This is a genomic window from Streptomyces sp. NBC_00162 (genome assembly GCF_024611995.1).
Taxonomy (GTDB): domain Bacteria; phylum Actinomycetota; class Actinomycetes; order Streptomycetales; family Streptomycetaceae; genus Streptomyces.
On the sequence record NZ_CP102509.1, the window covers coordinates 8611539 to 8635149 of the forward strand.

At 68.7% G+C, this 23611-nt stretch carries 13 protein-coding genes and 3 pseudogenes; 11 read left to right on the forward strand and 5 right to left on the reverse strand.

Going from position 1 to position 23611, the window contains the following annotated elements; translation table 11 throughout:
• Positions 1-117: 117 nt before the first annotated feature.
• Positions 118-7023, forward strand: coding sequence for a polymorphic toxin-type HINT domain-containing protein (locus JIW86_RS39980; protein WP_257559164.1), 6906 nt, complete (start codon positions 118-120; stop codon positions 7021-7023).
• A gap of 26 nt (positions 7024-7049) precedes the next feature.
• Positions 7050-7514 (forward strand): hypothetical protein, encoded by a 465-nt coding sequence (locus tag JIW86_RS39985; RefSeq protein WP_257559165.1) that lies wholly within the window; start codon positions 7050-7052, stop codon positions 7512-7514.
• A gap of 449 nt (positions 7515-7963) precedes the next feature.
• Here the strand turns inward: JIW86_RS39985 and JIW86_RS39990 are convergent.
• Together JIW86_RS39990 and JIW86_RS39995 are read right to left on the reverse strand one after the other, a co-directional pair.
• Positions 7964-8317, reverse strand: a pseudogene (locus tag JIW86_RS39990) (transposase); the annotation flags it as partial.
• Positions 8318-9162: 845 nt separating this feature from the next.
• Positions 9163-9315, reverse strand: a complete 153-nt coding sequence (locus tag JIW86_RS39995) for a hypothetical protein (protein ID WP_257559650.1) — start codon at positions 9313-9315, stop codon at positions 9163-9165.
• Positions 9316-9569: 254 nt separating this feature from the next.
• On the opposite strand from JIW86_RS39995, the pseudogene JIW86_RS40005 reads away from it, so the two are divergent.
• From JIW86_RS40005 to JIW86_RS40020, 4 genes and pseudogenes are all read left to right on the forward strand, one after another.
• A pseudogene (locus JIW86_RS40005) lies at positions 9570-10085 on the forward strand (NADPH-dependent F420 reductase); the annotation flags it as partial.
• Between the two features lie 93 nt (positions 10086-10178).
• Entirely contained in the window at positions 10179-10652 is a 474-nt protein-coding gene (locus tag JIW86_RS40010; RefSeq protein ID WP_257559166.1) for a hypothetical protein, read from the forward strand.
• A gap of 2 nt (positions 10653-10654) precedes the next feature.
• Complete coding sequence (locus tag JIW86_RS40015) at positions 10655-14455, forward strand: ATP-binding protein (RefSeq protein WP_257559167.1); 3801 nt, start codon at positions 10655-10657, stop codon at positions 14453-14455.
• 28 nt (positions 14456-14483) lie between these two features.
• The gene (locus tag JIW86_RS40020) at positions 14484-15710 is read left to right on the forward strand and encodes a tetratricopeptide repeat protein (protein ID WP_257559168.1); all 1227 of its coding nucleotides are present in this window, start codon (positions 14484-14486) and stop codon (positions 15708-15710) included.
• A 38-nt stretch (positions 15711-15748) separates the two neighbouring features.
• Here JIW86_RS40020 and JIW86_RS40025 read toward each other — a convergent pair whose 3' ends face one another.
• A complete protein-coding gene (locus tag JIW86_RS40025) occupies positions 15749-16951 on the reverse strand; it encodes an IS110 family transposase (RefSeq protein ID WP_257559169.1) in 1203 nt (400 codons plus the stop codon).
• A gap of 503 nt (positions 16952-17454) precedes the next feature.
• Here JIW86_RS40025 and JIW86_RS40030 point away from each other — a divergent pair.
• Complete coding sequence (locus tag JIW86_RS40030) at positions 17455-18534, forward strand: IS110 family transposase (RefSeq protein WP_257559180.1); 1080 nt, start codon at positions 17455-17457, stop codon at positions 18532-18534.
• A gap of 17 nt (positions 18535-18551) precedes the next feature.
• Positions 18552-19019, forward strand: a pseudogene (locus JIW86_RS40035) (IS5 family transposase); the annotation flags it as partial.
• Positions 19020-19028: 9 nt separating this feature from the next.
• On the opposite strand, the gene JIW86_RS40040 reads toward JIW86_RS40035, so the two are convergent.
• Positions 19029-19280 (reverse strand): hypothetical protein, encoded by a 252-nt coding sequence (locus JIW86_RS40040; RefSeq protein ID WP_257559170.1) that lies wholly within the window; start codon positions 19278-19280, stop codon positions 19029-19031.
• A 413-nt stretch (positions 19281-19693) separates the two neighbouring features.
• Between JIW86_RS40040 and JIW86_RS40045 the strand changes: the two genes are divergently transcribed.
• Both JIW86_RS40045 and JIW86_RS40050 read left to right on the forward strand, forming a co-directional pair.
• Positions 19694-20698 carry an ATP-dependent DNA ligase gene (locus JIW86_RS40045; protein WP_257559624.1) on the forward strand — a complete coding sequence of 335 codons (1005 nt, stop codon included), beginning with the start codon at positions 19694-19696 and terminating at the stop codon, positions 20696-20698.
• 453 nt (positions 20699-21151) lie between these two features.
• Complete coding sequence (locus JIW86_RS40050) at positions 21152-21613, forward strand: hypothetical protein (protein ID WP_257559171.1); 462 nt, start codon at positions 21152-21154, stop codon at positions 21611-21613.
• Positions 21614-22027: 414 nt separating this feature from the next.
• On the opposite strand, the gene JIW86_RS40055 is transcribed toward JIW86_RS40050, so the two are convergent.
• The gene (locus tag JIW86_RS40055) at positions 22028-22339 is read right to left on the reverse strand and encodes a hypothetical protein (RefSeq protein WP_257559172.1); all 312 of its coding nucleotides are present in this window, start codon (positions 22337-22339) and stop codon (positions 22028-22030) included.
• Between the two features lie 738 nt (positions 22340-23077).
• Between JIW86_RS40055 and JIW86_RS40060 the strand changes: the two genes are divergently transcribed.
• On the forward strand, positions 23078-23275 hold the full coding sequence (locus tag JIW86_RS40060; RefSeq protein ID WP_257559173.1) for a serine protease inhibitor: 198 nt from the start codon (positions 23078-23080) through the stop codon (positions 23273-23275).
• Positions 23276-23611: the final 336 nt, after the last annotated feature.

Here is a 23611-nt window from a genome sequence, read left to right on the forward strand (position 1 = left end):
AGGACGCTCGATGACGTTTTTGCAGGTCAGATGTGTCGAAGTAGGGTCTTGCGCGAAGTGCCTGAGGGAGTGTTGGCTGCGATTTTATCTGTCTTTTATTCCCTTGGGGGGTTTGCTGTGTCCATCCGTTCGGGCATGATGCCCGAATTGTTCGGAGGTGGTCGCTTTCGCAGAAAGCGTCGGCTCCGTGCCGGAATTGTCGGTGCGACAGCCGTCGCCCTGTCCGTCTCCCTGCTCACCGGCCCCGCCTGGGCGGGACCCGCGGAGTACAAGCCCCGCGGCACCCAGAAGACGCCCTCTGTCACGGGCAAGAACCTCAAGCCGCAGGGCAAGAAGGCTCCGGCCGCGGCTCCCTCGTGGAAGCCCTCGAAGGTGACGTGGCCCTCCGCCAGCTCGGCGGAGGTGACCCTGTCGGCCGCCGCGCCCCTGGCCGACGCCGCCCCATACAGAGGGGCGCAGGCGAAACTGCCGGTACGCGTCACCAAGTCCGCGAAGGCCTCGCTCTTCCTGCGGTCCGACGCAGCGAATGACTCATCAAGTCCGGAACGGGTCAAAATAACCGTCGCGGACCGCAAAACGGCCCAGAAGGCCGGCATCGACGGCCTCCTGCTGTCCGTGCAGCGCAAGGACAGCCGCATCTCCGGCGGCCGGGTGCAGGTCGAGGTCGACTACTCCAAGATCAAGGACGCCTACGGCGCGAACTGGGCCTCCTCGCTGCACCTCGTCCGGCTGCCGGCCTGTGCGCTTACGACGCCCTCGAAGCCCGAGTGCCTCAAGACCTCTTCCGTCCCGACGCACAACCACCAGAATGCCGCGACGCTCACGGCCGACGTGGACCTGGCGGAGACTGCGCCAACGCAGGACGCCAAGCCGGCCGCCGTCGCCTCTGCGGCGGGCGGCATGACCGTCCTGGCTGCTGTGGCCAGCGCCGACGGGTCCGAGGGCTCCTTCAAGGCGACCTCCCTCGCCGCATCGGGTTCGTGGTCGGCGGGCGGGAACTCCGGCGGCTTCGGCTGGAACGTTCCGATCACGGTCCCGCCGGTGCCCGGTGGCTTCGCGCCCAAGGTGGGGTTCTCCTACAGCTCCTCCTCGGTCGATGGCCGTACCGGTTCCACCAACAACCAGTCGTCCTGGGTCGGTGAGGGCTGGGAGTACAGCCCCGGCTTCATTGAACGCAAGTACGCCCCTTGTGAGAACGACAAGCAGGGCGGCAGCAACACCGAGGACGTCGGCGACCTCTGCTGGAAGTCCGAGAACGCGACTATGTCCCTGAACGGCTCAAGCACCGAGCTGCTGTGGGACGCGGGCAAGGGCCTGTGGAAGTTGGCGAACGACGACGGCTCCCGTGTCGAGCGGATCTACGATTCCCCCGGCAACAACTCCGGGGATGAGGACTCCGAGTACTGGCGGATCACCACCACCGACGGCACTCAATACTGGTTCGGCAAGAACCGTCTCCCGGGCTGGAGCGCAGGCAAGGAGGAGACGTCCTCGGTCAATGCCGTCCCGGTCTTCGGCAACCACGCCGGCGAGCCCGGCCGCGGAGCCGACTTCGCCTCCTCCAGCCGGATGCAGGGCTGGAGATGGAACCTCGACTACGTCGTCGACCCCCACGGCAACGCCATGGCCATGTACTACACCAAGTACACCGGCTACTACGCCAAGAACATGAAGATGGACACGCCTGTCGCCTACACCCGCGACAGCACCCTGCGCAGGATCTCCTACGGTCTGCGCGACGGACAGGTCTACGCGACCCCGAAGCCTGCCGGCCAGGTCAACTTCTGGGTCTCCGACCGCTGCATGGCCACCACCTGCATCCTTGACGAGGCTCACGCCAACGACTGGACCGACGTCCCAGTCCACCTGGACTGCAAGGCCGCCCAGCAGTGCCTGCAAGGCTCGCCCACCTTCTGGTCCAGCAAGCGCCTGACCTCCATCGACGCCTACGCCCTGGTGGGCACCGCGCACGTCGGCGTGGACAACTGGACACTGACGCAGTCCTACCCGCCCAGCGGTGACACCACCAAGCCCGCCCTGTGGCTCGACTCCGTCCAGCGCACCGCCAAGGCCGGCACGCTCACAGACATCCCCGGCGTGGACAAGACCGTCTTCGCCGGCCAGCCGATGGCCAACCGCGTGGACAAGGCCGACGGCCGGCCGCCGATCAACAAGCGCCGCATCACACAGATCACCAACGCGACCGGCGGCACCACCCTCGTCACCTACACCGACCAGGAGTGCAGCCCCAGCAACCTGCCTGCGGCGGACGACACCAACACCAAGCGTTGCTATCCCTCCTGGTGGACCCGCGACGGAGGCGCCGAAGAGGTCAAGGACTACTTCCACAAGTACCTGGTTGCCAGCATCGAGGAGAGCGATACCACCGCCGGGACCGGCTCACCCTCCAAGACCACCACCTACGTCTACCCCGGCTCCCCGAACTGGCGGCGCGACCAGTCCGAGTTCACGCTGGACAAGCACCGCACCTGGAGCGACTTCCGCGGCTACCGCACCGTCCGCACGCTGACGGGCACCACCAACCGGACCAAAGCCGAGACCGACTACTACACCGGCATGGCCGGCGACACACTGGCCAACGACACGCCTCGTACAGTGGCGACGATCAACGGTGTCGCCGACCGGCGCGATTTCACCGGCACGGTTTCCGAGAGCCGCACCTACAGCTCCGAAACCGGTGCGGCGGTCGAGAAGATCACCCAGACCCCCTGGGTGTCCAAGGACAACGCCACGCAGTCGGTCGTCGGCATCACCGACCCGGACGAGCCCGGCACCGAGGCAGCCACCCTCGAGCCAAAGACAGCCCGCTTCTCCGGAACCTCCACCACTGTCGGCAGCAAGCTCCTTGCGGACGGTACCTGGCAGAAGACGACCGCCAACCGGATCTATGACGAGGTCTACGGTCTGATCCTGACGGAAGGAGACGACGGGGCGAACGTCACCGAGGCAAAGTGCAAGGTCACCCAGTACGTGACACCTGACACGGCGAACTGGCTTATCGCCTACCCGCGTCAGGTCACCACTACGACCGCCAAGCCGTGCACGGAAACCGTATCGGCCTCGTCCGTGACCAGCGCGGGCCGCATCTCCTATGACGGCCAGGCTGTCGGCACGGCACCCAAGGCCAGTCAGGCCAACATCACCAAGGCAGAGCAGGCGTCGAAGCTCGATGCGAGCAGCCAGCTCGTCTGGGAGACCGCCGAACAGGCCACGCACGACCAGTACGGCCGCGTCCTGACCGCCAGGGGCCAGGACCTCCAGACCACCACCACGGTCTACACCCCGGCCGCCGACGCCCAGCCGACCAGCGTCGCGATCACCAACGCCAAGGGCCACACCACCACCAGCGCCTACGACGGCCTGCGCGGGCTGGCTCTGAAGCTCACCGACCCCAACAACCGCACCGTCACCTCCGAGTACGACGCGCTCGGCCGGCTGATCAAGGGCTGGGCCGTGGGCCGCTCTACCTCTGATCAGCCCAACGTCACCTTCACGTACAACCTCTCAGCAACCGCCCCGTCGACCGTCACCACGAAGAAGCTGTACGAGAACGGCACCTGGGGCACCTCGGTGACGCTCTACGACTCCCAGTTGCGCGAGCGCCAGACCCAGACCGACGCCACAGGTATCGCAGGCCGGCTCATCAGCGACGCCTTCTACGACGACCACGGCCGCGTCCGGTGGACCAACGCTCCGTACTACAACAATCAGCCCACCAGTACGACGATGCTCGTCGTCCCCGACAACCAGATCCCCAGCGCCACCGAGAATCGCTACGACGGCCGTGGCCGCGTAACCGACTCCATCCTGCTCTCCCTGAACTCGGAGAAATGGCGAACCACCACCACCTACGGCCCTGACTGGCAGGCCGTCATTCCGCCGCAAGGCGCGCCAGCCACACTCACTGTTGCCGATGCACGCGGCCGCGCAGTCGAACGGCGCGAGTACAAGGACCGCAACCCGGTCATCGGCGCTGCGGCAAGCCAGTACCAGAAGCACACCTACGAGTACGACCGCGTCGGCAAGCTCGGCAAACTCACCGACACCTCCGGGCGCAACAGCTGGACCTACACCTACGATCTACGCGGCCGCCAGACCGAAGTCACCGACCCGGACAAGGGCAAGAGCACCACCGTCTACGGAACCGATGGCCGCGTCCAGACCATCAGTGACGCCCGATCCGTCACCCTAGCCACCACCTATGACGAGCTTGGCCGCAAAACCAGCCTGCGCAAGAGCTCGGTAACCGGTACCAAACTCGCCGAGTGGACCTACGACACCGCCCCCGGTGGCAAGGCACTGCCCGCATCGTCCACCCGGTACGACGGCTCAGCCGCCTACAAGTCAGAGGTATCTGGGTACGACACCTTGGGCCAGTCCACTGGTATCAAGCTCACCGTCCCGTCGGTCACCGGCGAGGAACAGCTTGCCGGCACCTACACAGTGGCGGGCACCGTCACCGCGACGAACAGACTTTCGGCAACCATTGCGTACAGCACCACCAACACCAATGCCACCACCGCCCTGCCGGCCGAGACGGTCACCCACCACTACGGCGCGCAGGACCAGCTCGGCATCGTCGACAGCAGCCTTACCCAGGCGTACCTGCGCGGCGCCTCCTACACCCCGTTCGGTGAACTGGCCCAGGCCCAGTTCGGCAACCTGGGGACGATGGTCACCCAGACCCTCACCTACGACAGCGCCACTCGGCGCGCCCTCTCGTCAGTCACCGATCGAGAGGCGTCCGGACCGAGCGAACTCTCCAACATCAAGTACACCTACAACCCTGCGGGCAACGTCACCCGGATCCTGGACGATCAGAGCGACAGAACCGTCAAGGACGACCAGTGCTTCGCCTATGACTGGGCGAGCCGGCTGACCGAGGCATGGACCTCCGGGGACAACTGCGTCACCCAGCCCGTGAACGGCTCCGGCGCGCCGGTCCTGGGTAGCGTCGACCCCTACTGGACCAGCTGGACCTTCACCGACACCGGCCAGCGCGCCACCGAGAAGCAGCACAAAGCTGGCCCGATCGCCGCAGACACCACCCGTACCTACACCTACCCCAGCACGACCGGCGCGGCACAAGCACACGCAGTCCGCAGCGTCAGCGCCTCAGGCGGCGCAACAGGCACAGACACCTACGGGTACGACGCCACCGGCAACATGACGGCCAAGACCGCGGCCACGGGCACCGCCCAGACCATGGCCTGGAACGACGAGGGCAAAATCGCCTCGTCGACCACTGCTGGTGCCACCACCTCGTTCCTCTATGACGCCCAGGGCACCCGCATCCTCAAGCGCGAGCCCGCCGCCACAACCCTGTACCTGCCCGGCGGCCAGGAACTCGTCCTGGACAAGGCCACCAAGGCAGTGTCCGGAACCCGCTACTACAGCGTGCCTGGCGGCACCGCGATGCGCACCAGCACCGACGGACGCGTCCGCTTCCTCATCGCCGACCACCACGGCACCAACACACTCTCGATCGCCGCATCCACTCTCACCTACAACCGCCGCAAGCAACTGCCGTACGGAGCCGAACGCGGCACACCCCCAGCCGCATGGCCCAGCCAGAAGGGATTCGTCGGCGGCGACATCGACAAAACCACCAACCTCACCCACATAGGGGCACGCGACTACGACACCAAACTCGGCCAGTTCATCAGCGTCGACCCACTTCTGGACCCCGGAAACCTGCAGTCTCTCAACGGCTACGCCTACTCCAGTAACAATCCTGTCACCCTCAGCGACCCCGACGGAATGCAGGAAAGGGACTGCTATTACGGGATGTGTGGCGGTCACTACGACCCCCGGGATGACAAGGCCCCCGACGAGGAACGCCCGCCGTCGATTCACGACGGCCATGACGGCGGAACCGGAAGCTCGCCAACCTGGCTTCCCCCGCCGAGCATCACGACTCCCCAAGGCGAGACAATCGTCCTCCCTTCGGTGAACACTGAAGAATTCATCGATATCTACCGAACCTCTTACCTGCATCAAGTCGAGAATTGGGGGGCGGACCTTAACCCGGAAAAGGACTGGTCAATAAGAATCGCGGCCCTCCTGGAGGCGTGCCAAAAGCTCAGCGACCGAGGATGCGACCCTACCTCCTTCCTCGGGCCGTACCTCGCTGTGGCCGCCGAGGAAGCTGGCATGTACGAAGGGGGTGGCATACAGCCGCCGCCCGCCTACGGCCCTGGCGCATTCAAGGGAGGAAAACCAGGCGACTGCAACAAGTGCTTCCTCGCTGGCACCGACGTACTTATGGCCGATGGCACGACCAAGAACATAGAGGACATCGAACTCGGCGACGAAGTCTGGGCCACCAACCCTGAAACCGGTGAATCCGGAAAGCGAGAAGTAACCCGCCTGATCGTCACCGAGGACGACAAGCACTTCAACACACTCTCCATAGCAACCGACGACGGAATCGAAGAACTCACCGCCACCCACGAACACCCATTCTGGTCACCCTCGGCCAGTGCATGGGTCGAGGCGCGAGAACTCACCCCCGGCTCGACGCTCCTGACCAACCAGGGCAAGACCGTCATCGTCACAGCCAACAGGCCGTACACCCAGCACGCACGTACGTACAACCTCACCATCGACGACCTCCACACGTACTATGTGCTGGCGGGGGCTACGCCGGTCCTGGTTCACAATTCGAATGGCCTGTGCGGAACCGCAGCGCTGGAAAATGGAGACTGGCAGCACATCGCGGATCGGCACCGGCCTGGCGGTGCGAAGGTCGACAATACGTCTGGAATCCTCACGGGCAAGGCCAAGCATGTTCGTGGGCGAATAGCGGAGACCATCAATCGAGGGAAACCAAGGCCGAACACCCCGGACCCTGAGACCGGTCGGCCCCGCCCCGGGCAGATATATGAATGGGACTTCGGCGTTCCTGTCGGCAGGGCTGGTCCGGCGAATGGCGGTGGAGAGCTGAAAAGCATCCGCGTCGTCGTTAACGACGGCAAAGTCGTGACGGCGTTCCCGTTCTAGTCGAATAGCGAAAAGCTGAGGAATTCGTGATTCAATTCTCTTTTGAGCCCCCGGGTTCTGGGTCGCCTTGGCGCGACACCTGGGACAAGGCGTGCCAGGTCAGCCCGGCAGCCATCAGTGAGATTGACCTTTGCTACAAGTACTTCGGGGTGCGTGCAGAGCTCGTGGTCGATGAGGTTGAGGTCATCTCTGGGCAGGGCTACCTGACCCTTGTGGACCTGGCCCTGTCTGTTCGTCATGCGTTGAATCGCCTTTCTTCGGGAGGAGATTCGGCGATCGGCTTCACAGAGAGCGATGAAGTAATTCGACTTCGGCGTGAGGGAGATCTCGTCGTGATTACGTCATCGAAGCATGAATGGCGAGTCTCTGTCGATCGCGAAGAGCTCGTAGGTGCATTCGTTGAATTCCTACGAGAAGCACATTCTCGTCTGACCGGGTTCGTTCCTGGACTGGCGGAGAACCAAGTGATTCGGGGATTCTCTCCGGAATAGGAGATCTCACCCCTTGGGGAATTGGGGATGAATCGTGAAGGCCCCGCCGGAGTTCTCCGGCGGGGCCTCTGCGCTGCTGGTCGTGAGGTTCGCGGATGGCGGCGGCTTGACCGCTGCGGGGCGGGCGATGCGCGAGGCCGTGCGCTTTGAGGCCGAGGGGCAGGGGATGCGGCCGCCTGAGGCGGCCCGCAGGCTACAGATTTCACGGAAGTATGCGTACGCCTCAGCGGCAACGCCAGCGGACGGACGTGGCCGAGCTGATGCCGTCAGTCTCGAGGTCGCTGGATATCGGGCGCCCATGACAGCCCCTGCCCCCGGTGACGCAGCGCCCTGATGGGCAGGCAGCTTTCGTCACCTCGCCGTCGGACTTCGTGATGTCCGCAGTGCGTACTGCGGCCCAGCCGTCGAGCTGCTCCGCACTCGCGATCGACCGGCGTGGGGCCGCTCGCCTATCCGCCGAGGGCGAGGTTGTGCATCCGTGCGATGCCCAGCATGGCGTGGTGGACGCCGTTGCCGTTGAGGCGGCAGGCGCGGAGGATTTTCCAGGTCTTCATACGGGCGAAGACGTGCTCGACGCGGGCGCTGACCTACTTGTGGGACCGGTTGTGTCCTTCTTTCCAGTCCGGGAGGCCGGCCTGGCCGAGCTCGCGGCGGTGCGGGATCACCAGGCCGGTGCCCTGATAGCCGCCGTCGGCGATCGTGGTGGTGTTTCCGACGGCGGCTTTGGCGCCGGATTCCTCCCAGCCGTGGGAGTCGTGCCGGTTGCCGGGCAGCGGCCAGCCGGTCACCACGACAAGGCGGGTGGTGACTCAGTTTCCGGCCGTGATGAGGGGCTGGTAGATGATGAAGTCCCCCTGAGGGCTGCCCGCCAGAGAGCGGGGTCAGGGGTGGCGAGGTAGCCCGTCACGTATGTCCGGGCCGCTGCCTCGCTGGTGCCGAGCACGGTCGCCACCTCCCGCATCGATACTCGCCCGCTCAGTACCGCGCGGGCCGCGTCCGCGCCCGTCTGGGCGGTGACGTACTGGAGATCGGCGAGGGCCTTCAAGGCCACGAGGGGTTCTTGCACCGCCAGGTCGGCCAGACGCCCCGCTACCCCGGTCAGCAGCGCGGTCAGGTCTGCGGGCAGGGGGCACCGCGGCGTCCTTGACCACGGTCAGGTGTGCGCCGTAGTCGGCGATCGGCCCTGACAGGTCGATGTCTGCTTCGTACAGGGGCCGCTGGTCACCGAGCAGCGTCCAGTTGAGCGGGTACTCGGCCGCTCCGCGCGAGCTGCACGAACACGCGCCCCGCAGTACCGCGGCTCTGGGACGCCCATACCGGCCGTCGCAGGCGTGCCACATCGTCGTGGAGGGCACGTGCCCGCCGCTGCCCACGTCGTAGTACACCGGTCCGGGCTCGGTGCCGTCCTCGAGCAGCACCCCCACCGAACCCTCGTGCGCCGCTCCCAGCGCCCTGAACGCCCCGTCCACCACGCACTACCCCTTTCTGTTCCGCATGCCCTGCCGTCCGGAGCCGGCTGGACCGGGTCCGGACGGTTCCAGCCTGCCCGTGCCCGTGCGGCCGTGTACCGGAATCGGCTCAATGCGTACTCCCGGAAGCAAATGGGTGCTGTGGTTGACCGCCCGGCCGGTTGAGTACGCGAAAGCCGTTACGAGCTGGGGTGGCTGTGCAGGACTCCGGGGTGGGAGGCCTGGTTCATGGGTTCGGCGAGGCGGGAGCCGATCCGGAAGCGCATGTCGCCTGCGGCCCTGCGGACTTCCTCGTGCTGCCCGTCGTCATCGAGCAGGGCCAGGAGCAGCATTAGGGCCCGCGACTCGGCGGCGCTGATCAGTTTCAGGACCGCGAGGCATTGGCCGCGATCATCTTCGTGGCGACCTCGGGCTGCACGTGGCGGCAGCTGCCGCCGGTGTTCGGCCCCGAGCTGGCAGACGGTCTACCGGCGCTTCGCCCAGTGGAGCCGGGCCCGGGTCTGGGCCCGCCTCCACCGCGTCATCCTCGACGAACTCGGGGCCCGCGGGGAACTGGACTGGTCGCGCTGCGCGATCGATTCGGTCAGCCGTCGCCGAAGCGGCGCGCGGCGCCGAGATCGTCGTGGTCACCGTCCCCTTCAAGAACGTGCCGGACCTGCCCGAGGGCCTCTTCGACGGGGCCGCCGAGGGCTTCAGCGTCATCGACACCAACAACTACTACCCGCAGCAGCGCGACGGCCGGATCGCCGCCGTCGAGGACGAGGGCCTGACCGAGAGCCGGTGGACCGAGCGGCAGCTCGGGCACCGTGTGATCAAGGCCTTCAACGGCACCTACGCCCAGGACATCCTCGACCTGCACCGTCCGGCCGGCGCCCCGGACCGCATCGCACTGCCCGTCGCCGGCGACGACGAGGCCGCGAAGAAGGCCGTCCGCGCCCTCATCGACGAACTCGGCTTCGACACCGTCGACGCGGGCGGCCTCGACGACTCCTGGCGCCAGCAGCCCGACACCCCCGTCTACGGGCTCCGGGAGGGCGTCGACGGGGTCACCAAGGCCCTGGCCGAGGCCTCCCCGGAACGCCCCGCGGCCTTCCGCGGCTGAGGACGGACGCCCTCCGCGCGGGCTAACCTGGTTCCGGGCAAGGGGAGTTCGGCATCCCGAGGACTGCCCACGGCATCGGACTCAGGAGGACGGATGTTGGCCGAGTCACTGACGGCACTCGCCGGCGCGGGTGCCACCGCGCTGATCGGAGCCATGGCCACCGACCTGTGGCAAGGGGCCCGCGGCGGGGTCGTCCGACTCTTCGGGCGCGGCGGCGAGGCCCGCGGGGCAGCCATCGGGGCGCAGCTCGACGAGGACGCCGTTCTCGTCGGCCGCGCCGAACCGGCCGGCGCGGACGAGATCCGGGCGGAGCTGCTGCCCGTATGGCGTCGGCGACTGCTCCTGCTGCTGGAGGAACACCCGGACTCCGAAAGCGAGTTGCGCGAGCTGGTCGCCCGCGTGCAGAGCGGCCGGCCGGCCGAGCGGCAGGTCTGGACGCAGTCGAACACCGCACGCGACCACGGCACTCTCTTCGCCGTGCAGGGTGGCAACCTCCACTACCACCAGGCGGCCGAAGGGCAGGTGCCACCGCCCGCCGACGAGGACGGCGCGGACGGGACCGGCTGATCGTGGACCTCCCCGACGAGGTCCACCAGGAAGTCCGCGCCGTCGCCGGCTTCGCCTACGGCGCGGTCGGCGCCGACATCCACGTCTTCGGCGACGGCACCCCCGTCTACCTGCTGTACGTGCGCGACACGCACGGCGCCGCGGACACCTTGCGGCGTGACTCGGCCTGGCTGCGCGCCCAGCCCAGCCGCATGCTCGACGCCCGCAGCGAGATCGTGGAGTTCACCGGCCGCGAAGCGGAGCTGGCCCGGCTGCGGGAGTGGCGCGAGCTGCCCGCCCGATCGGCCGTACGCTGGCTGCACGGGCCCGGCGGCGCGGGCAAGTCCCGGCTCGCCGCCCGCTTCGCCGCCGAAAGCGCCGACGCCGGCTGGCTCGTCGTGGACGCCGTACACGGCACGGACACCTACCCGCCCGCCCAGGGCAGCCAGGACCTGCGCACCGACCACCGCGCCGGGGTGCTGCTGCTCGTCGACTACGCCGACCGCTGGCCGGACGCTCACCTCAGGTGGCTGTTCCACAACGGGTTGCTCCTCGGCGAACTGCCCGCGCGGATCCTCCTCATCGCCCGGTCGGTGCGGCCCTGGCCCGCGCTGCGGGCGCAGCTGAGCCGTCAGCGGCGCGCGACCGACCTCTCCGACCAGCCGCTGGACCCGCTCTCCGGTCAACTGGGCGAACGCGGCAGGATGTTCGAGGCCGCCCGCCGCAGCTTCGCGGCCCACTACCCGGACCCGGCCGCCCTCGACGACCTGCGCCCGCCGTACGAGGACCTCGCCCGCCCCGACTTCGGGCTCACCCTCGCCGTCCACATGGCGGCGCTCACCGCCGTCGACGCCCGGGCCGGCGGCCGGGAACCGCCCGCCGACCTCGCCGGCATGACCGCGTACCTCCTCGACCGCGAACACGAGAACTGGCGCCGGCCGTCCGAGCACGACACGGACGACACCGGCGGCGCGAGCACCGCGGGCCCCGAGGACGACGACCGCCGCGCCCTCGACCTCGCGCGCACCGTCTTCACCGCCGTCCTCACCGGCCCGATGCGACGCGACGCCGCCCGCCCGCTCCTGGACCGGCTCCTGCTGCGCACCCCGGCCGACCGGGTCCTGACCGCACACGCCGTCCACTACCCGCCCACCGACCCGGCGGCCGCCCACGTACTCGAACCCCTGCTCCCCGACCGGCTCGCCGAGGACTACCTGGCCCTCACCCTCCCCGGCAGCCCCGTCACCGGCTACCCGACCGATCTGTGGTCCGTGACCGCGACCACCCGCATCCTCCGGCGCGACGGAGGGGCCGCGCCCGCCTGGACGCCCCGCGCCCTCACCTTCCTCATCGCCGCGGCCGAACGCTGGCCGCACATCGGTCCCACCGTCCTCTTCCCGCTGCTGCGCCGCGACCCCGCCCTCGCCGTCCGGGGCGGCGGCGCCGTACTGACCTCGATCGCCACCCTCGACTCCGTGGACCTCGACGTCCTGGAGGCCATCGAGCCCCTGCTGCCCCAGGGAGACGTACGGGTGGAGGGCGGAGCCGGGGAACTGGCCCTCCGGCTCGCCACCCACCGCCTCGAAGGCGCTGCGGACCGCACGGAACGGGCCCGCCTCTCCGGGGAGCTGGCATCCGCCCACCTCAGGACGGGCCGCCGGAGCGAGGCGCTCGCGCACATGGAGGAGGCCGTACGCCTCGCGAGGGAGGCCGCCGAGGAGGATCCGGCGCACCGGTCCTCATACGCGGACGCCCTCCTCAACCTCGGCGGCCGCTTCCTCCACGAGATCACCGCCGAGCGCCGGATCCACCTCCTCCAGGAGGCGATCGGGCTGATGCGGGAGAACGGCGACGCCCCGGCCGTCCTGGGCGCCCTTGCCCAGGCCCACACCCGGCTGGCCCTCGCGCTCTGGGAGGCCCGGGCCGGGGAGCGGGCCGAGGAGTCCGTGCGGGAGGCGGAACGCCTCTTCGGGGAGGTGCTGGACCGCGACCCCCTCCTGTGGTGGTCCATGTCCTCGGACGTCAACCGCCTGGAGATGGTGAACGGCTTCCTGCTGGCCAAATCCGGACACCCGCAGGAGGCGGCCGAGGGCGCCGGGGCGGTGGTGGCGTACGTGCGCCAGATGGCGGACCTCGATCCCGCCCGGTACGGGGACGACCTGGCCGGCAGCCTGGGCATCCAGAGCCTGCACCTGTGGAGCGCGGGGCGGTACGCCGAAGCGGTCGACGCCCTCCTGGAGGCGCTCCACCTCTACCGCCAGCTTCGCGAGGTCGGCCCCCACTACCGGGATGTCCTCGTCGACCGGCTCGACGACGCGGCCGCCAGGCTCATCTCGCTCGGGCGGCACACGGAGGCCGTCGCGATCGTCGAGGAGAGCCTCGCCCTGCACCGGGAGCGGCTCGCCCTCGATCCGGACACCGCGGGGACCGCCGAAACGGAACGCGGTGCCATCGGCCGCGCACTGGTCTACTTACGCGAGCGGCGCGCCGCCGACCGCCTGCCCTGGAGCACGCCCGCGGAGATGGACGAGGCCGCCGAGCAGCTCGTACGGGCCGCCGACCCCGCGGGGCTGTGGGACCTCATGCGCGCGGTCCCCGTCACCGACGCGATCCGGATCGCCCACCGCCACCCGGCCGAGCACTGGGCCCCGACCGAGGACGGCCCCGGCCGCCGGCTGGCCGCCCGGCTGACCTCGCGGCGCCACCGGCCGCAGGCCGCCGAGCGCGTCGCCAGGTCAGCCGCCGCGCGGGCGGTGTGGCGCCTGCCCCACCGCGACGGGCCCGTGGCACCGGACCGGGTCTCCTTCGCCCCCGGGGCGCCGGTCATGACCTGGGAGACCTACCGCCCGAGCAGGGGGCGACCGCGCGACGAGCACACCACCCGCATCGACGTGTACGACCTCGCCTCCCGCTCCCGCCTCTGGTCCGCCGACCACCTCCGGGTGGGCACCGACGCCGTGACCTGCCTCGGGCCCGACGCGGTCCTCGCGCTGCGGACGGACCTCTGGTTCGCTCCCGAACTCGTCCTGTACCGGCCGGGCCGGGCGGAAGTCCTGGCGAGCGGCCCGGACCTCGTGGGGGCCCGGACCTTCGCCACCGCCCGAGGGTTCGTCGTACTCCTGCGGAGCGAGCCCGCGGCCCTGGTCGGCGCGGTGGGTCGGCCGTTGGAGCGGATCGACCTGCGGGACCTGGGCCTGGAGCGCTGCACCGTCCACGCCGTCGACCCCTCCGGGCACCGGCTGCTGCTGGCAGGTGACCGCCGCGTGATCCTCACCGACGAGGGTCTGGAGCCGCTGTCCGCCCGCGGCTGGTGGGGTGTGCCCGAGCAGCACGGCACGGTACGGGCCGCCGCCTTCCTCTCACCCGACGAGTTCGTGACCGCCGCCTCGACCGGCGGTCTCTACCTCTTCCAACAGGAGTCCGACCAGACCATGGTGACCGCCTGGAACACGTCCGGACGCAGCCTGGAGCACCTGTTCGCGGTCCCCGGGTGGCGCGTCGTCGGAGGGCGGGCCCGGGGCGACGAGACGACGTACTTCAGCGACTCCGTGGGCCTCGCCCCGGGCCCGGAGCCGCGCCCGCTCGCCGGGCCGTCCCGCCGCGCCCCGCGCCTCGTGACCGCCCCGCCCGGCGGCCGCCACGTGCTCCACGGCTCGGCCGTGCACGACCTCGGCGACCCGCTCTCCTTCGCCGGACGGCCGCCCGCCTCGCTGACCGCGGCCGACAGGGCGGCCCTGAACGCCTACCTCGACGGCGGGCGGGCACCCTACGCCGCGATCCGGGAACTGCTGGAGCTCGTACGGGACCTCGGGTCTCCCTTGTGACCGCCACCGACCGAGGAGAGTGACCGAAATGTTCCGAAGGAAGCGCGCCAAGGGCACCCCGGGCACCCCGGCGAGCCCGGCAGGCCCGGAGAACCCCGAGGACCCGCCGCCGGAGCCCGGGACTCCGGCGGATCCGCTCGACCTGCGGCTGGACGAGCCCGACGACACACCGATCCACCTCAGCATGGATTCCACCCTGCGGATGCGCGAGGAACTCGCGGAGGCGGAGCGGAGGCTGGGCCCGGGCCACGAGGACGTCCTGCGGCTGCGCCACAACTACGCCTTCACCCTGTGCATCTGGTCCGCCGCGGCCCCGCCCGGGGAGACGTACATGCTGGACCGGGCGATCCCCCTGATGCTGGAGAACCTGACCCACCAGTCGGCGACCATGGGCCCGCACGCCCGCGACACCCTGATCACCCTCCAGGGGATCGGCGCCGCCCACCTGTCGGCGGAGCGCCCCGCCGAGGCCATCCCCTACCTCGAACGGGCCGTGGAGGGCAGCGAACTCAACCCCGACCTCGACGAGGAACAGAGCCTCGCCTGGCGCGAGAAGCTGTCGGACGCCTACGCCGGGGCGGGCCGCGCCGACCGGGCGATCGCCCGGCTGGAGGAGACCGTGGCCGGCAGCAGGCGCCTCCTGCCGCCGGGCGGGGAGCGGCTGGAGGCCCGGAAGCAGAAGCTGTTCACCGCCTACCGCGAGGCGGGCCGACTGCCCGAGGCCACCGCGCTCTGCCTGGAGATCGTCGCCGACAAGGAGCGGTACTACGGCCCCGACCACCTCGACACCTACATCTGGGTGGACAACCTGGCCCACCTTCACCACGACGCCAGGGACCTCGACGCGGCCATCGCCTGCTACGAACGGGCCGTCCACGGCTTCGAGCGCATCCACGGAGCCGACAGCGACGAGATCTCCTACCGCTACCACAACCTCGCGATCGCCCACCTGGAAGCCGGCCGGCCGGAGCGGGCCCTGCCCTACCTGAAGGCGGCCCTCGCCGCGCGCGAGCACACCCTGGGCCCGGACCACGTGGGGACGCTGGACGCGCTGATCTCCCTCATCTCCGGCTACGACCAGGCCGGGCGGATCGAAGAGGCGATCGCGGCGACCGAACGCCTCATCGGAGCCCTGGAGCGCATCGGCGGCCCCACGCACCCCAAGCTCCCCGAGGTGCGCACCTACCTCGACCAACTGAGGCGGGCCCTCCCACGATCCCGGGCCGCTGTCCTGCCGCCCCGGGAGGCGCCGTGACCGCATGCGGGCTGCAAAAGGTGCCTCTATGGTTTTCGTCAAGCCGTAGCCGGTGTGGGTGGTTGGTAGAAGGTGCCGTCGCGGAGCATGGCGAAGAGGACGTCGATGCGTCGTCGGGCGAGTGCGATGAGGGCGGCGATGTGGTGTTTTCCCTCGCGGCGTTTGCGGTCGTAGTAGGTGCGTGACTCTGGCTGGGAGAGCGAGGCGAACGCGGCGAGGTAGAAGGCTCTCTTGAGCTGTTTGTTGCCGCGCCGGGAGGGGTGTTCGCTGCGGATGGAGGAGCCGGAACTGCGGGTCACGGGTGCGAGGCCGGCGTAGGCGGCGAGATGGCCTGCGGTGGCGAAGCCGCTGCCGTCGCCGACGTCGACGAGGATGCGGGCGGCGGTCCTGATCCCGATGCCGGGCATCGAGATCAGGACCTGGGAAAGAGGGTGGGCCTCCAGGAGTTCCTCGATCCTTGCGGCGAGGACTTTTCGCTGGTCGAGTACGGATTGGAGTGAACTGGCGAGGCTGGGGACGATCAGTGCGGCGGCTTCGGTGCCCGGGACGACGACGGTCTGTTCGTCGAGTGCGGTGAAGATGTCCTCGACCAGCCGCTCGGCCATCCGCGGTGCCTTGGGACGTATCAAGGTCACGAGGCGACGGCGTCCGGCCTTGCGGATCCGTGCCGGGGAGCCGAACTGATCCAGCAGTTTGAGCACGGCCGGGTGCTGGATCCGCGGGCCCAGGACCCGCTCGAGGGACGGGTGGATCTGGGTGAGCAGGCCGCGGAGCCGGTTGGCGATCCGGGTGGACTCGCCCGCGAGGTCGTCGTCGAACCCGGCGATCATCGAGAGCTCGGCAACGGTCTCGTCGGCGGGATCGATCGTCCTGAGGGTGTGGGGCATCGCTCGGGCGGCGTCCGCGATGATGAACGCGTCGCGGGCGTCGGTTTTCGCCTCGCCGGGGTAAAGATCGGCGATCCGTCGCATCGTGAGTCCGGGCAGGTAGGCGACCTGACATCCCGAGTCCCGGGCGACCGCCAGCGGCAGGGCCCCGATGGAAGCCGGCTGGTCGACGACCACCAGTACCGTTCCGTGCTTGGCCTGGAGCTTGTCGAACAGCTCTCGCAGCTTCGGTTCGCTGTTGGGCAGCGGCTTGTCGAACACCTTCTTCCCCGCCGGGTTCACGGCGGTGGCGTGGTGATCGCCCTTTCCGACGTCCAGGCCCAGATAGACGTCGATGCCAGTCTCGTCCGACATGCCCTTCGCTCCCGCCTCGCCTGTTCCCCGGCCTCATCTGCGGCATCAGCGTGCCGGCATCCACGTTACGAAGAGACTGCCCAAAGGGGCGCTCGTGCCTCTAATCAGCGGTCTCGCCAATGCCTCCGGCACCGGCGACACCACCTTTTCGATCATCTCGACTGGGGGCTCAAGTCATACCGGGGCCGAAGGCCGGGAGCCTCATTGCGGGGCCACGAAGAAGGTAACTGTGATAGTCGACCTGCGGCCCGGGTTGGGTTGCTGCCAGGCTGGCGTTGGCGTTCCGGCATGACCCAGAACGGTAACTGGCGGCTCGTCAGAGCTTGCCGTGCCCCCGAGATGTCTGCCGGACGTCGACGTCGGCCTGGCCCACCCCGTTGGCCTGATCAGCAGCTTGTCCGCCATCTCGACGTGACTCATCACAGTTCTGCCACGCGGTGACTCCACCCAGGCCGGCGTCGACCACGGTCGTCCAGCCCTCGAAGGAGAACAACCGCGTGACCATGCTCGCAGAACACGTCGACGGCGTCATCGGCGTCGATACTCACCGAGACACTCTTGCCGCCGCGGCCGTCAGCCCCATCGGCGCCGTCCTGGCCAGCACCGATTCGCCGGCCAACGCCCGGGGTTACCAGCTGCTGCTGGACTTCGCCCACCAGCACGTTCCCGGCCGCCGCTGCTGGGCTCTGGAAGGGACAGGCTCATACGGCGCCGGACTTGCCGCCTTCCTGGACGCGGCTGGCGAAAGCGTCGTCGAGGTGTGCCGGCCCAAGCGTCCAGTCATCCGGGGCGGACGCAAGACCGACATGCTTGACGCCGTCCGCGCAGCCAGGGAGGCTCTGGCCACCGAACACCTCATCCACCCACGACGCCGCGGTGAACGCGAGGCGCTTCGCGTCCTTCTCACCACCCGCCAGAGCGCCGTCCTCGCCAGCACGGCTGCGATCAACCTGCTCAAGGCTCTGATCATCTCGGCGCCCGACGAGCTCCGCGTCGAACTCCGAGGCTTGAAAAGCAAGGACCAGGTAGCTCACTGCGCGAAGCTCCGGGACCGGCCGACCCAGAGCATCGAACACCGTATGACCGTTCGTGCACTGCGAAGTGCCGGTCAGCGGATCGAAGCCCTGCGTTCTGAAGCGAAGGAACTCGAGCTGGAACTCCTCGCGCTCGTTCGCACCGTCGCTCCCGAACTGCTCGCGCTGCAGGGCATCGGGCCCATCAGTGCCGCTCAGATCTTGATCAGCTGGTCGCACGCCGGGCGCTTCCGGTCAGAGGCAGCGTTCGCGGCCTTCGCAGGCGTCGCTCCAATCCCCGCTTCGTCAGGCCTGACCAACCGGCACAGGATCAACCGCAGCGGAGACCGACAGCTCAACCGGGCCCTCCATACGATCACCTTGATCCGCATCCGTCTCGATCCGATCACCCGTGCCTACGTTGCCCGCCGAATCAGCGAGGGGAAGACCGCGAGGGACGCCCAACGCTGCCTCAAGCGCGCCATCTGCCGACAGCTCTTCAAGCTCCTCGAACGCGGAGACCAGCGCACACGGCGAATCACCGCTGATGATCTCCCTCAAGCAGCTTGACTTGATATAGCAGCCTCGGGGGCGAACTCACAGGTCCGAGTCCCGTGGACCGGGGCAAGTCAGGTTCCAAGATGCACGTCCTGTCGGACGCGGATGGACTGCCCCTACGCGTCGGACTCTCCGCGGCGAACACCCACGACAGCCTCGGGCTGAAGCCGATGCTGTCTCATTTCCACATGGGACACGAATCCCACGCAGCCGATTCCAAGCCGACACGACTCCACGCGGACAAGGCCTACGACATCCCCCACCTGCGGCGATGGCTCTGGGGCAAGCGGATCGGGGTCCGCATCGCCCGCAAGGGCATCGAGTCCAGCGAACGATTGGGTCGCCGCCGGTGGGTGATCGAGCGGACGATGTCCTGGCTTACCGGCTACCGCCGGCTCAACCACCGCTATGAGCGGAACCCCGGCAACTACCTGGCCTTTCTCGGCCTGGCCGCAGCCATCTGCTGCTACAAACGCTTCCTCAACCTCACCATGTAGGACACGGTCTTAGCCACTACACCCGGCGGCAATGTCACCCAAAAGGATATCGAGTTGACTTTCGGCATCCTGTATTTTGCTCTCCTGCGCTTTGATTTCATCCCTCAACTTTTGCGCCTTTATTGGATCTTTTTCATGCTTCTGCCTGAGTCCGGAAAGCTTTCTTCTCTCGACCGCAAGTTCTTTTCTGCTCAGCTGAGCCAGGCGCTTCATCTCGGCACAGTTTCTGGTGCTAGAGCCAGCGTGAGGTGTCGTAGCCATTTCGGCCTCCCACATAGGGGACGCGGACAGCGGGCCCGTTTCCGGTACACCACTTCCAGCGTTGCACTGACCCCCAGGTCATGCATCCGGGGGACTTGGGACGGGAGCTAGTTGTCGGCTGGCTCTGGGGGCCGGAGTTCACCGGTGCGCAGCGGGCGTCCGAGGAGGCTGAGGACTAATTAGTGCTGTGAACCTTTCCGGTCCACGGCAATAGGAGCAGGGGGAGGGGCCAGCGGCGCATGCCGCCACCGTGCCGCACGCAGGCGGCCCCGCTCGCCAGACGGCCCCGCCCGCCCCGCGGATGGATGACGCCCGGGCGTCCGCCGGACCGGGCGGACCCGGTCCGGTGGACTCTGGAAGACAGGACGAGGAGGGAGGCACTAGTGACGCTGTACCCGCCGGTTGAGCCGATGCTGGCGCAGGCTGCCGAGGCGCTGCCGGGCCCGGGAGTGCTGGCGGGCGGGGCTGCCTATGAGCAGAAGTTGGACGGGCACCGCGCGATCCTCTTCACCCCGGCCATGCCGGGTGGGCGGGTGGTGGTGCAGACGCGCCGCGGGTCGCTGGTGCAGGATCGTTTCCCGGACCTGGTGGCCGCAGCGGAACAGCAGTTGCCGGGCGGCCTGGTCCTCGATGGCGAACTCCTCGTCTGGGACGCCGAGGCGGGCCGGCTCTCGTTCGAGGGGTTGCAGCGCCGGGCTGCGGCCCGGGGCCGCAGCGCCCCCGGCCTGGCCGCCAGGTGGCCGGCCTACTTCGTGGCGTTCGACGTGTTGCAGCTGGACGGGGTGGAGCTCCTCGCCCGCCCGTACCGGGAGCGCAGGACGCTCCTGGAGGAACTGTTCACCGACCACGGCCTGACGGCCCCGTGGGCCCTGTGCCCGATGACCACCGACCTGGCCAAGGCGCGAGAGTGGCTGGAGTCCTGGACGGATGTGTCCGGAGTGGAAGGCGTCGTGGTCAAGGGCATGAACCAGCCCTACCGGCCCTCGGCGCGCGGCTGGACCAAGGTCCGCCGCCGCGACACCACCGAAGCGATCATCGGCGCCGTCACCGGCACCCTCGCCCGCCCGCAGCTTCTCGTCCTGGGCCGTCACGACCCGGCGGGCCGCCTGCGCGCGGTCGGCCGGACGGTACCGCTGCGCCCGGAGCAGGCCCGGCAGGTGGGCGAGCATCTGGCCGGGGCCGCCCTCGGGCACCCGTGGGAGGGTGTGCGGTTCGCATCGGCGTGGGGGAGTCGTGACGTCCTGGACGTGGTGCTGGTCCGCCCGGATCTGGTGGCGGAGGTCAGCGTCGACCGGGCGGTGGACCGGGGCGGCGTCTTCCGGCACCCGGTGCGGTTCAAGCGGCTGCGCCTGGACGTCATGGCGCAGGACGTACCAGGGTTCGGGGCCGGACCGACTGCGGCGCCGGGTGACCAGTAGTACACAGCCGATCCCGCGGTGCTGGCGAGGTGCGACGGGGGCGCAGCAGGGGCCTTGAAGACCGGCACAGGCCTTTGCTTCTGGGGCGTGGCCCAGGGTGCCACACGGTGCCGCGTGCCGCCCTTCGGGCCCTGGCGGGCCCTGCGGGCGAAATTGCCGGGCGCCTTTGGCGCGTTCACCGGCAATTTCGGTCCGCTGACGCGGACCGCTTTTGCCGGGCGCCTTCGGCGCTTGATCCGGCAAAAGTTTTGGGCCCTGCGCCTTCGGCGCGCACCGGGCCAAAAAGCGCGGCACCGCGCGGCCTCCTGGGACACGCCCCAGAAGAGCCGAACGGAAGGCCGCCCCCATGACCATGCCTGTGCCTGCTCGCAGTGCCCGGCCGAGGCCCCCTCCTCGTACCGTGCTCAGCCGGACCGCCTGTTCGGCTGCCTGGCGTGTAGTCACCTGCTGGATGTGCGGGACCTTGAGCTGGACGCTGAGGAGGCTTGGACCGTCTCGCGGGATGGTCTGCTCGGGTACACGGTGGACGAGCCTGAGGCGGTCGCGTACGGCCTGGACGGGGCCTTCGCGGCGGTGCACCGGGGCGCTGAACTCGTCCTGGAAGGCCTGGCGCTGTCGGTGTCGGAGTCCCGCGCGGTGACGCTGGCGGTGTGCGCGGTCCTGTCCGTGCTGGAGGACCCCGGGGCGACGCTGGATGACGTCACCCAGTCCTGCTTCGGCTCCTCGGCGGCGGAGGTCGCGGCGCGCTTCGGGTTGGGGGTCAGGCCTGCGGTGCCGGAGCACTCGTGCCCGGTGTGCGGGGCCGGGGTGGTGCTGCGCAGCCGTGGCTGGGCGACGTGCGCGAGTGCCGGTTGTGGGTGGGGTGACATGGCCGGTGTGCTGACGGGCGGGGTGGCCCCGGGGTGGGAGCGGTGAGGAGCGGGCCGGGCGGCCGAATAGGGGGCGGCAGGTTGCCGCCCCTCTTGTATGCCTAATTGCGGGGGTTAATGGACAGCCCTGCGGGCTGGCCCGCCCCCTATGTGCCCTTCGGGCACGGGCGGGCAAAAGGCGCTGCCCTTAGGTCGCTTCGCTCCCGGGCCCCTTTGAAGGCGCTTCGCGCCGGGGCCCGCCCCTGCGACACCGCAGGTGGTTGTCGCTGGGGTGCTGCGGTAGTTGTCACCGCGGGCGGGTAGTCGTTGTTGCTGGTCAGGGGCGGGTGTGTTCCTGGTGGTGACATTTTGATGCGGTGTGTTCGGTGTCATCGGTGTGCGTTGTCGCTGGACAACGGGGTGCGGTGTCTATGGGGTGTTGCCGGCGTCAGTGGTCGTGGGCGGCTGTTGTTGTCCGGTCTCAGAACCCCGCCATCGACTTGTCGAGTACCCCGGCTGTCGCGCCGTAGAGGCTGCACTTTGCGGTGTGTCCGGATCTTCTTCGGAGTGTGAAGCCGAGCAGGAAGAAGGCGAGGAAGAGCCCTCCTTCGACCGCGGCGACGACTGGGTTGTAGATGAAGTACACGAAGGCGGTGATTCCCGTCCAGACCACGATGGGCAGCATGGATCCCCGGAGAACGGTGCCGAAGCTGACGGGCGCCAATCCGTCCGGCAGCACCCGTTCGTTCCACAGTTCGATGTGGTGGCGCGTCACGCAGTGCTCGTCAGTCATGCCCTGATCAGATCACTCCCGCGTTGATCGGAGTGGTGGTCAGTCAGAAACCGGGCTGACAGGGGTGCATGAGCTGGGCCTGCGCGTGCTGCTTGGACCGCAGGCCACCGGTCGTTGTCTCCCGTTCGCGGCTTTTAGTCCTGTGGCCCCTTTCCTGGCGGTCTCATTGGGATGAGCCGTTACGTTGGCCGGGGTGGTGGTGTGCGGTGGCTGCGCTGCCGGAAGACGATGTGCCGGTGGGCGGGGTACTGCCGTCCGGGTCGGGATCTGGCCTGTGTGTACCGCCCATTACAGACTCACGTGGGTCAGGTACGAGCCTGATCGGATGGAGGGCTGTCCGCACCCGCCGCCTCATACGCGGAAGACCATCGAGCGGCGGAAGAATGGGTGGTTGCCACCGGACTACGGTCTGAGTGAGCTTCGCCATCTGCGCTGACGAGCTCGACATGGGGCTGGTGACAGATCTGTCGTCGGTCAGTGGACCCGGTACGGGATGATCTTCCCAGAGTCTAGCTATGAGACAGATTGAAGCATTCTTATTGGAGACCTGTTTCGACGGGGTCACCGCAAGGGGTTCAGGGCGGGGGAGCGGAGCGGACCCGCCCAACAGGCCGGAGACCCGGGACTTTGTGAAACGGGGTCACCTCTGCGGGAAGCACACGAGAGCCCCAAGCTCCACGCGACGGTGGCCTGTAGCGTCGAGTGAGGCCGGAAGCGATCACCACCTTGGAGGGGCTGATGGAGGCGAAGAGTGTGTGGCCGGAGCTGACAGGGAAGTCGGAGGAGGAGGCCCGCCGACAGATCCGGGCGGAGTTTCCGGAGATCACGGTGCATGTGGTCCCTGAGGGCAGCATGGTGACGATGGATTTTAACGAGCAGCGGGTGAGGCTCTTCGTGAAGGACGGCAAGGTGGTACGGGAACCCAGGCGCGGGTAGTCCCTGCTGCCCGCCTGGCCTGCGGAGCAGGCCTTGGTCCTGGAGGCGGAGCCGGAAGGGCCCTGGGGTGGGGGAGCGGAGCGGACCCCGTTCAACGGGCCGTAGGCCCGGACTCCGTGAAACGGGGTCACCTCCCGCGCGGAGCGTGGGAGTCTCTGGGCCTGCGGAGCAGGCTCGCTCTGGTGGAGCGCAGCGCAGCCAGAGCGAGCCCGGAGCAAGCGCAGGACCCCGGCCGAAGGCCGGCCACGCGCTCGGAGCGAAGCGCAGAGCCTAGAGCCGAAGGGCCCCGGCCAGCGCAGCGAGGCCGTTCGGTCCTGAGCGCGCAGCGCTCAGGTA

Excerpts from the sequence above, each read along its gene's own strand:
- JIW86_RS39995 (WP_257559650.1), bottom strand. The coding sequence starts at position 9,315 with ATGCTGCTCCTGGCCCTGCTCGATGACGACGGGCAGCACGAGGAAGTC.
- JIW86_RS40010 (WP_257559166.1), top strand. The coding sequence starts at position 10,179 with ATGTTGGCCGAGTCACTGACGGCACTCGCCGGCGCGGGTGCCACCGCG.
- JIW86_RS40020 (WP_257559168.1), top strand. The coding sequence starts at position 14,484 with ATGTTCCGAAGGAAGCGCGCCAAGGGCACCCCGGGCACCCCGGCGAGC.
- JIW86_RS40025 (WP_257559169.1), bottom strand. The coding sequence starts at position 16,951 with ATGTCGGACGAGACTGGCATCGACGTCTATCTGGGCCTGGACGTCGGA.
- JIW86_RS40030 (WP_257559180.1), top strand. The coding sequence starts at position 17,455 with ATGCTCGCAGAACACGTCGACGGCGTCATCGGCGTCGATACTCACCGA.
- JIW86_RS40040 (WP_257559170.1), bottom strand. The coding sequence starts at position 19,280 with ATGGCTACGACACCTCACGCTGGCTCTAGCACCAGAAACTGTGCCGAG.
- JIW86_RS40055 (WP_257559172.1), bottom strand. The coding sequence starts at position 22,339 with ATGACTGACGAGCACTGCGTGACGCGCCACCACATCGAACTGTGGAAC.
- JIW86_RS40060 (WP_257559173.1), top strand. The coding sequence starts at position 23,078 with ATGGAGGCGAAGAGTGTGTGGCCGGAGCTGACAGGGAAGTCGGAGGAG.